Consider the following 7,760-nt stretch of genomic DNA (forward strand, 5'->3'; position numbering starts at 1 on the left):
CGGGGCACCTTCTCCCGAGGGGAGAAGGGAGAGCAAAAGCCCCTCTCCCGCCGGGAGAGGGGGTGGGGTGAGGGTAGGGGTGCGAAGCGCCCCGCCGAACCTCACCCGGTCGCAATCCTCAGCGCGGACGCGACTTCGGTGCGGCGCCCGCCGGCGGTTCGCCAGGCTTGCCGGTGCCCACGCCAGCGGCCGGGCGGCCGAAGCCGGCGCCGAGGTTGCGCTGGAATTCCTGCCACAGCTCCAGGTTGCGCTCGGTGAGCTGGTTCATCATGGTCCACGGGGTCTGCCCCAGCAGATTGCCCATCTGCTGGCGGAACTGCTGCTGCTGGTCGAGGAACACCTGCATGCTGCGCTCCAAGTAGTTGCCCATGAAGCCTTGCAGCGAGTCGCCGTAGAAGCGGATGATCTGGCTGAGCAACTGTGTGGACAGCATCGGTTCGCCGTCCTGTTCCTGGTCGGCGATGATCTGCAGCAGCACTGCGCGGCTGAGGTCTTCGCCGGTCTTGGCGTCGCGGACTTCGAATTCCTCGCCGTCGATGATCAGCTGGCGGACGTCTTCGATGGTGATGTAACTGGAGATCTCGGTGTCGTAGAGGCGGCGATTGGGATACTTCTTGATGATGCGAATCTCAGCCATGAAGCGATCGCTCTGTGACGGTAGGCGCGCAGCATGGCGCAGCGCAGCAGGGCTTGCAACCGCCGAAAGTACCTGAACACGCGGGTGCAGCAAAAAAATCATGCTGCGCAGCATTCGCAGCGCAGCAAAAGTCCACAGGCCGCCGTGGCGGCCAATGCGGGATAGCGTTACCTCGCGCGAATGCCGCCGCCTGAGCGATTCAGCCGCTCACCACCCCATGTGGTGGCCGCCGTTGATGTCCAGGTTCGAGCCGGTGATCCACGCGGCCTCTTCGGCGACCAGGAACGCCACGGCGTAGGCGATCTCCTCCGGCTTGCCGAGGCGCCCGGTGGGGATGTCGGCGGCGATCTTGGCGCGCACTTCCTCCGGCACCGCCATCACCATGTCGGTGGCGACGTAGCCGGGCGAGACCGTGTTGACGGTGATGCCGTAGCTGGCGTTCTCGCGCGCCAGGGAAATGGTGAAGCCGTGCATGCCGGCCTTGGCCGCAGCGTAGTTGGCCTGGCCGTACTGGCCCTTGAGGCCGTTGATCGAACTGATCTGGATGACCCGCCCCCAACGCTTCTGGCGCATGCCCTCGATCACCGGGCGGGTGACGTTGAACACCGAGTTGAGGTTGGTGTTGATGACTTCGTGCCATTGCTCGGCGGTCATCTTGTGGAAGGTGGTGTCGCGGGTGATGCCGGCGTTGTTGACCAGGATCTCGACCGGGCCGAGTTGGCGTTCGACCTCACGCACCAGGGTCTGCGCGTGTTCGGGCGAGGCGACGTCGCCGGGGACGATGGCGACGTCGTGGCCACGCTCGCGCATGCGCTGCTGCCAGGCCAGGGCCTTGGCCTGGTCGCGGTAGTTGCTGGCCACGCGGTGGCCCTGCGCGGCCAGCCGCTCGCAGATTGCGGTGCCGATGCCGCCGGTGCCGCCGGTGACCAGCGCAACGCGTGATGTCATGGATGTCGCTCCGGATAGAAATGGTGGGAAAGGACGGCCGCGGCGCGGCCCAAGGTCCGATTCTAGTCAGCCTTGATGTCGGTGGGGATAGCCGGTGCGACTGGCGTCGCATCGTCCACGCGTCGGTCCTGCGCCGGCAACCGCGCCGGGTCGAAGGCGCGCAGCGCGGCGGTGAGCAGCGCCGGCACCGACCCGGCGCCGGCCAACGCTGCCGGCGGCTGGCCCAGCGTCGCCCAGACCAGGCGCAGCGCCGGCAGCGGGTCGGCATCGTCCAGCGGCAGCGCCGCGTGCGACTTGGACAGCTTGCGGCCATCGGCGTCGAGCAGCAGCGGCAGGTGCAGGTAGCGCGGCGTGGGCAGGCCCAGCGCACGCTGCAGCAGGATCTGCCGTGGCGTGGAGTCCAGCAGGTCGGCGCCGCGCACCACGTCGGTGATGCCTTGCGCGGCATCGTCGACCACCACGGCCAGTTGGTAGGCCCAGCAGCCGTCGGCGCGCAGCAGCACCACATCGCCGACCTCGGCATGGACGTCCTGGGCCAGCTGGCCGCGCACCGCGTCGTCGAAGGCCACCACGCTGGCCGCACCGGGCGGCACGCGCAGACGGATGGCCGGCTGTGCGCGTGGCGCGTCGGTGACGCAAGCGTGGTGCACGCCGCCCTGCGCCGCCAGGGCGCTGCGGCTGCAACTGCAGGGGAAGGCGAGGCCGGCCTGCAGCAGCCGCTGCAGGGCGTCGCGGTAGCCCGGGTCGCGCTCGCTCTGCCGCAGCACCGGTCCGTCGGCCTCCAGGCCGCAGGCGCGCAGGCTCGCCAGTTGCCGCTCGGCGGCGCCGTGCACGCTGCGCGGGCGGTCCACGTCCTCGATGCGCAGCAGCCACTGGCCGCCGGCGTGGCGGGCGAGCAACCAACTGCCGAAGGCGGCGAGCAGCGAACCCAGGTGCAGCGGGCCGGTGGGCGAGGGCGCGAAGCGGCCGCGGTAGGGAGGCGGGGACATGGACAAGCTGAATCCTCGGTCAGGTGCGCGCTTGAATTCAAGCGGCCGACACCGCAGATTCGAGCCAATCCTTCCACTTAATCTGTGCGGAGCCCACGCTCACATGTTCAATCGTATCGTCCTGTTCCTCATCACCAACCTGGCGGTGCTGGTGCTGGCCGGCATTGTCATGTCCGTGTTCGGGGTCAATACCAACCAGATGGGCGGCCTGCTGGTGATGGCCGCGATCTTCGGCTTCGGCGGCTCGCTGGTGTCGCTGCTGCTGTCCAAGTTCATGGCCAAGCGCGCCACCGGTGCGCAGGTGATCACCGAGCCGCGCAACCACACCGAGCGCTGGTTGCTGCAGACCGTGCAGCGCCAGGCGCAGGCCGCCGGCATCGGCATGCCCGAGGTCGCCGTGTACGACGGCCCGGAGATCAACGCCTTCGCCACCGGCGCCAACCGCAACAATGCGCTGGTCGCCGTTTCCACCGGCCTGCTGCAGAACATGACCGAGGACGAGGCCGAGGCGGTGCTGGGCCATGAGATCAGCCACATCGCCAACGGCGACATGGTGACCATGGCGCTGCTGCAGGGCGTGCTCAACACCTTCGTGATCGTACTGGCGCGCGTGGTCGGCGGCGTGGTCGACAGCTACCTGTCCGGCAACCGCGACGGCCGTCGCGGCCTGGCCTACTACGCGATCGTGATGGTGCTGGAACTGGTGTTCGGCCTGTTCGCGACGATGATCGCGATGTGGTTCTCCCGCTACCGCGAGTTCCGCGCCGACGCCGGCGGCGCCAGCCTGGCCGGCCGCGCCAAGATGATCGCGGCGCTGCAGCGGCTGGAACTCAACCATGGCCAGAGCACCTTGCCGTCGCAGGTGCAGGCCTTCGGCATCGCCGGTGGTCTGGGCCAGGGCCTGCGCAAGCTGTTCATGAGCCACCCGCCGCTGTCCGAGCGCATCGCCACCCTGCGCGCTTCGCACGTCAACGCGACAGTGAGCTGAGGTCGACCGCTACAGGCGCAGGCAAATGCCTGCGCCTGTAGCGGCTTTTGCCAATCCCCAATCCCGAATCCCCAATCCCGGCCCCTCAGGCAAAATCGAACGTCATCCCCGGCGCCGCCAGGCCGACGAATTCGCCCTGCACGTAGTCGACGCCGGCGCTGAACAGCAGGCTCATCGAGGTCGCGTCGGACACGAACTCGGCGATGGTGCGGATGCTCGCCGACTGCGCGCGCCCAGTGATCTCGCGGATCTTGTCCTGGTGTTCGCGGGTCTGGGTCAGGTCCTGGGTGAAGCCGCGGTCCAGCTTCAGGAACGAGGGCTGGAAGTGCGCCAGCAACTGGAACGAGTCCAGGCCGGAGCCGAACTGTTCCAGCCCGACCTTGCAGCCCAGGGCGGTGGCGTCGGCCAGGAACTGCTGCGCGTTGCGCAGATGGGTGAACACCTTGGCCTCCGGCGTCTGCAGCCACAGGCGGTCGCCGGGCACGCCGTGCGTCGCCAGTTCGCGCTGGATCAGGTCGACCATCTGGGTATCGGCGAAGGCTTCCGGGCTGACCTTGACCAGCAGGCTGGTGGCGTGGCCGGCGCGCTGGCGTTCGCCGATGACGGCGATCGCACGCGCGACCACCCAACGGTCGATCTCGGCGGTCAGGCCATGCTCGGCGGCGATGCCGAGGAAGGTCGACGGGCCGATCAGTTCGTCGTTGCGCTCCAGGCGCAGGTAGGCCTCGTACAGCTCGTGCGGTTCGCCCTGCAGGTTCAGCACCGGCTGGTAGTGCAGCAGGAAGCCGTCGCCGGCAAGGGCCTCGCGCAGGTGCTGGACCCAGCGCTGCACGCGCTCTTCCTCGAGTCGGTCGGCTGCACCCGGGTCGAAGATCTTGCAGGCGTTGCCGCCCAGTTCGACGGTCGCCTGCACGTTCTCGCTGGCGCGGGCCAGGACCTGGCCGACGCTGGCGATCTTCTCGCCGATCTGCACGCCGCCGATGCTGACGGTGACCGTGGCCGAGCGCTCGCCGACGCTGAATACCTGGCTGGCGTAGGCCTGTAGCAGGCGCTCGGCCAGCGCCGCGGTGCGCGCGTAGTCGCCTTCCAGCAGCAGCGCGAAGTTGTGCTCGCCGAAGCGCGCCGCCTGCACGTCGCCGTCGATGGCCGCGGCCAGGTGCTGGGCCAATGCGGCGACCAGCGCATCGGCCGAATCCAGGCCGATGTCGGCCAACAGGCGTGCGTAATGATCCGGCTCGACCAGCAGGAAGCCGTACTGGCCCTCGCCGCGGCCGACCTGGGCCACCGCGGTTTCCAGCGCCAGCATGAAGGTCGGGCGGTTGAGCAGACCGGTGACCTGGTCGCGCTGGCGCAGGTCCTCGACCTCGCGCGCCAGTTCCGGGTCGAACTCCTCGCGGCGGCGGAACACCACCTGCACGCAGGCCTCGCCCTCGTAGCTGGCGGTGGCGAATTCCATCGTCGCCGGAAAGCTGTCGCCTTCCAGGGTACGCGCGTCCACCTGGTACTGCGCCGGCGGCGGCTCGCCCTTGCTCAGCGACTTCAGCAACTGCTTGAAACCTTCTACGTGTTGCGGGGCGACCATGTCCAGCAGCGACACGCCTTCGACGTCGTCGAACGACTCGAACCCGAACATCTCCAGGTAGGCGTCGTTGGCGCGGATGTGCATGCCCTCGTGGATGTAGGCGATCGGATCGCGCGAGGAGGCGATCAGCGCGTCGCAGCGGCGCTCGGTCTCGCGCATCTGCGCCTCGATCCGGCGCAGGCCGCGCCGCGCCTGCAGGTCGGCCCAGGTGGTGCGGACCACCGCCAGCAAGTGCTCGGGCCGCTGCCGCAGCGCGATCGCGCGCGCGCCGCCGGCCACGGCCTCCAGCCATTCCTGTTCGTCGATGCGCTCGGCCAGCACGATGACCGGGATGTCCTTGCCGCTGGCGGCGACCCGTTGCAGCACCTGCGGCAGCGGGATCGACTGCGCCTGTGCGCTGAGCACCAGGTCGATCGGCTGCGCGGTCAGCATCGCCGACAACTCCTCGGCGTGCTGCGGCCGCGACGGGCGCACCGCGATGCCGCTGTTGCGCAGGCTGCTGACGATCGCCTCGGCGTCTTCGCCGCTGTCGTCGACGATCATCAGGCGGAGGGTGATGTCTTTGCCTGTGTGCATGAAGCCTCCCGGGGACGGGGTTTAATACACGATGCCCGCGGTCGCGTCCATGTTGTTCGGGAATGGGGAATCGGGAATGGGGAGTCGCAAGAGCGGACTGCCGTGTCTGCACGTTCGCGGGTGGACCGAGACGCGCGCGCAACGAGCGGTGTTTCGAGTCCCCATTCCCGATTCCCCATTCCCGGCCGCTAGGCCGCCAAACCAGCCGCATGGCCCGAGGCCCAGGCCCACTGGAAGTTGTAGCCGCCCAGCCAGCCGGTGACGTCGAGCACTTCGCCAACGAAGTACAGGCCGGGCACGCGCCGCGATTCCATGGTCGAGGACGATACCTGGTCGGTGTCCACCCCGCCCAGGGTGACTTCGGCGGTGCGGTAGCCCTCGGTGCCGCTGGCCACCAGCGGCCAGGCGCCGAGCAGCTCGGCGGCGGCGCGCAGCTGTGGCTCGTCCAGCTGGCGCACCGGCTTGTCCGGCAGCCACACCTCGCACAGGCGTTGTGCGAAGCGGCGCGGCAGTGCCTCGCCGAGTACCGTGCGCAACTCGGCGGCGCCGCGCAGGCGTTTCTGTTCGCGCAGCCAGGTCGCCGCGTCCTGCCCCGGCAACAGGTCCAGGCGCAGGTCGTCGCCCGGTTGCCAGTACGAGGAGATCTGCAGGATCGCCGGGCCGCTGACGCCGCGGTGGGTGATCAGCATGAAGTTGCGGAAGCGCGCACCGTTGCAACTGGCCTCCACCGGCAGCGCCAGGCCGGACAGGTCGTGCAGGCGTTCCTGGTGCTTGCCGCTCAGGGTCAGTGGCACCAGCCCGGCGCGGGTCGGCAGCACCGCGTGGCCGAATTGCCGCGCCAACTCGTAGCCGAAGCCGCTGGCGCCGAGGCTGGGGATGGACAGGCCGCCGGTCGCCACCACCAGCGAGGCCGCATGCACCGGGCCATCGTCGGTGTCCAGGCGGAACCCCTCGCTGCCGCGTTCCACCGCGCGCACGCTGCAGTCGGTGCGCACCGTCACCCCCGCCGCGGCGCACTCGTCCACCAGCATGCGCACGATCTGCTTGGAGGAGATGTCGCAGAACAGCTGGCCCAGTTCCTTCTCGTGATAGGCGATGCCGTGGCGCTCGACCAGGTCGATGAAGTCGGTGGGGCGGTAGCGGGCCAGCGCCGACTTGCAGAAGTGCGGATTGGCCGACAGGAAGTTGCCCGGCCCGGTACCGGTATTGGTGAAGTTGCAGCGGCCGCCGCCGGACATCAGGATCTTCTTGCCGACTTTGTTGGCATGGTCGATCACCCGCACCCGGCGCCCGCGCTGGCCGGCGGCGATCGCGCACATCAGCCCGGCGGCGCCGGCGCCGAGTACCACGACATCGGTGCGGAGGGGGGCGGTCCCGGCGCTCATGCCGCGGCTTTGCGCACCGTGGGGGTGAAGGCGAAGCTGCCGCTGTCGCCCAGCCACTGCACCTCGCCGTCCTGGATCACCACGTCGAAGCGCATGCTGCGCTGGATCAGCTCGGCCGCCGCAGCGACGGCGTCGGCCGGCAGGTCGATCACCTGTACCGGCTTGAGCTTGATCAGCGCGGACGCGTTCTTGTCCCACCAGATGTCCGCGGCGCGGCCGCCATAGTTGGCCACCACCACCGAGCGCGCCCGGCCGCAGGCCTTGCGTACCCGCGACTCGTCGGGCTGGCCGACCTCGATCCATTGCTCGATCGCGCCGGTGTAGTCCATCCGCCACAGGTCGGGTTCGTCGTCGCTGCTCAGGCCCTTGCCGAACAGCAGGCGCTCCTCGGCGTACAGGGCGAAGGTCAGCAGGCGCGCCATCAGCCGCTGATCGGTCTCGGACGGGTGTTGCGCCAGGGTCAGGGAATGGGCGGCGTAGTAGCCGCGGTCCATGTCGGAAATCTGCAGCTCCGCCTTGCGGAGGGTGGCGGTGAGGGCCATGCGGCTACCGGGATCGAGGGCGCACTAGGATACGGTGTGGGGCCGCCGCTGGCCGGGGACTTGTGGGGAAGCGGGAGAATCGAGGCCGGGGGAGCGCGTGTCCGATCCGGGGC

General features: G+C 69.2%; 7 protein-coding genes. 1 reads left to right on the forward strand and 6 read right to left on the reverse strand.

The genetic code is table 11. From position 1 onward, the window contains the following. Window positions 1-118 precede the first annotated feature (118 nt). The 3 genes from phaR to gluQRS all read right to left on the reverse strand — a co-directional run bounded on the left by phaR (window position 119) and on the right by gluQRS (window position 2,574). Window positions 119-637, reverse strand: coding sequence for a polyhydroxyalkanoate synthesis repressor PhaR (gene phaR / locus CEK65_RS20685; protein WP_017911578.1), 519 nt, complete (start codon window positions 635-637; stop codon window positions 119-121). Between the two features lie 207 nt (window positions 638-844). Continuing rightward, window positions 845-1,585, reverse strand: a complete 741-nt coding sequence (locus CEK65_RS20690) for a beta-ketoacyl-ACP reductase (protein WP_017909333.1) — start codon at window positions 1,583-1,585, stop codon at window positions 845-847. A 62-nt stretch (window positions 1,586-1,647) separates the two neighbouring features. After that, a complete protein-coding gene (gene gluQRS / locus CEK65_RS20695; protein ID WP_152182847.1) occupies window positions 1,648-2,574 on the reverse strand; it encodes a tRNA glutamyl-Q(34) synthetase GluQRS in 927 nt (308 codons plus the stop codon). A gap of 103 nt (window positions 2,575-2,677) precedes the next feature. Between gluQRS and htpX the strand changes: the two genes are divergently transcribed. Then, complete coding sequence (htpX, locus tag CEK65_RS20700; RefSeq protein WP_152182848.1) at window positions 2,678-3,562, forward strand: protease HtpX; 885 nt, start codon at window positions 2,678-2,680, stop codon at window positions 3,560-3,562. 85 nt (window positions 3,563-3,647) lie between these two features. On the opposite strand, the gene CEK65_RS20705 is transcribed toward htpX, so the two are convergent. The 3 genes from CEK65_RS20705 to CEK65_RS20715 all read right to left on the reverse strand — a co-directional run bounded on the left by CEK65_RS20705 (window position 3,648) and on the right by CEK65_RS20715 (window position 7,647). Further along, window positions 3,648-5,720: an EAL domain-containing protein gene (locus CEK65_RS20705; protein ID WP_152182849.1), complete on the reverse strand. Its 2,073-nt coding sequence runs from the start codon at window positions 5,718-5,720 to the stop codon at window positions 3,648-3,650. A 188-nt stretch (window positions 5,721-5,908) separates the two neighbouring features. Next, entirely contained in the window at window positions 5,909-7,105 is a 1,197-nt protein-coding gene (locus CEK65_RS20710) for an NAD(P)/FAD-dependent oxidoreductase (RefSeq protein ID WP_152182850.1), read from the reverse strand. Then, window positions 7,102-7,647: a YaeQ family protein gene (locus CEK65_RS20715; RefSeq protein WP_017909328.1), complete on the reverse strand. Its 546-nt coding sequence runs from the start codon at window positions 7,645-7,647 to the stop codon at window positions 7,102-7,104. The genes CEK65_RS20710 and CEK65_RS20715 overlap by 4 nt, the downstream gene beginning before the upstream one ends. Between the last annotated feature and the right edge of the window lie 113 nt (window positions 7,648-7,760).

Source organism: Xanthomonas sp. LMG 12459 (assembly GCF_009192905.1).
GTDB classification, from domain to species: domain Bacteria; phylum Pseudomonadota; class Gammaproteobacteria; order Xanthomonadales; family Xanthomonadaceae; genus Xanthomonas_A; species Xanthomonas_A sontii.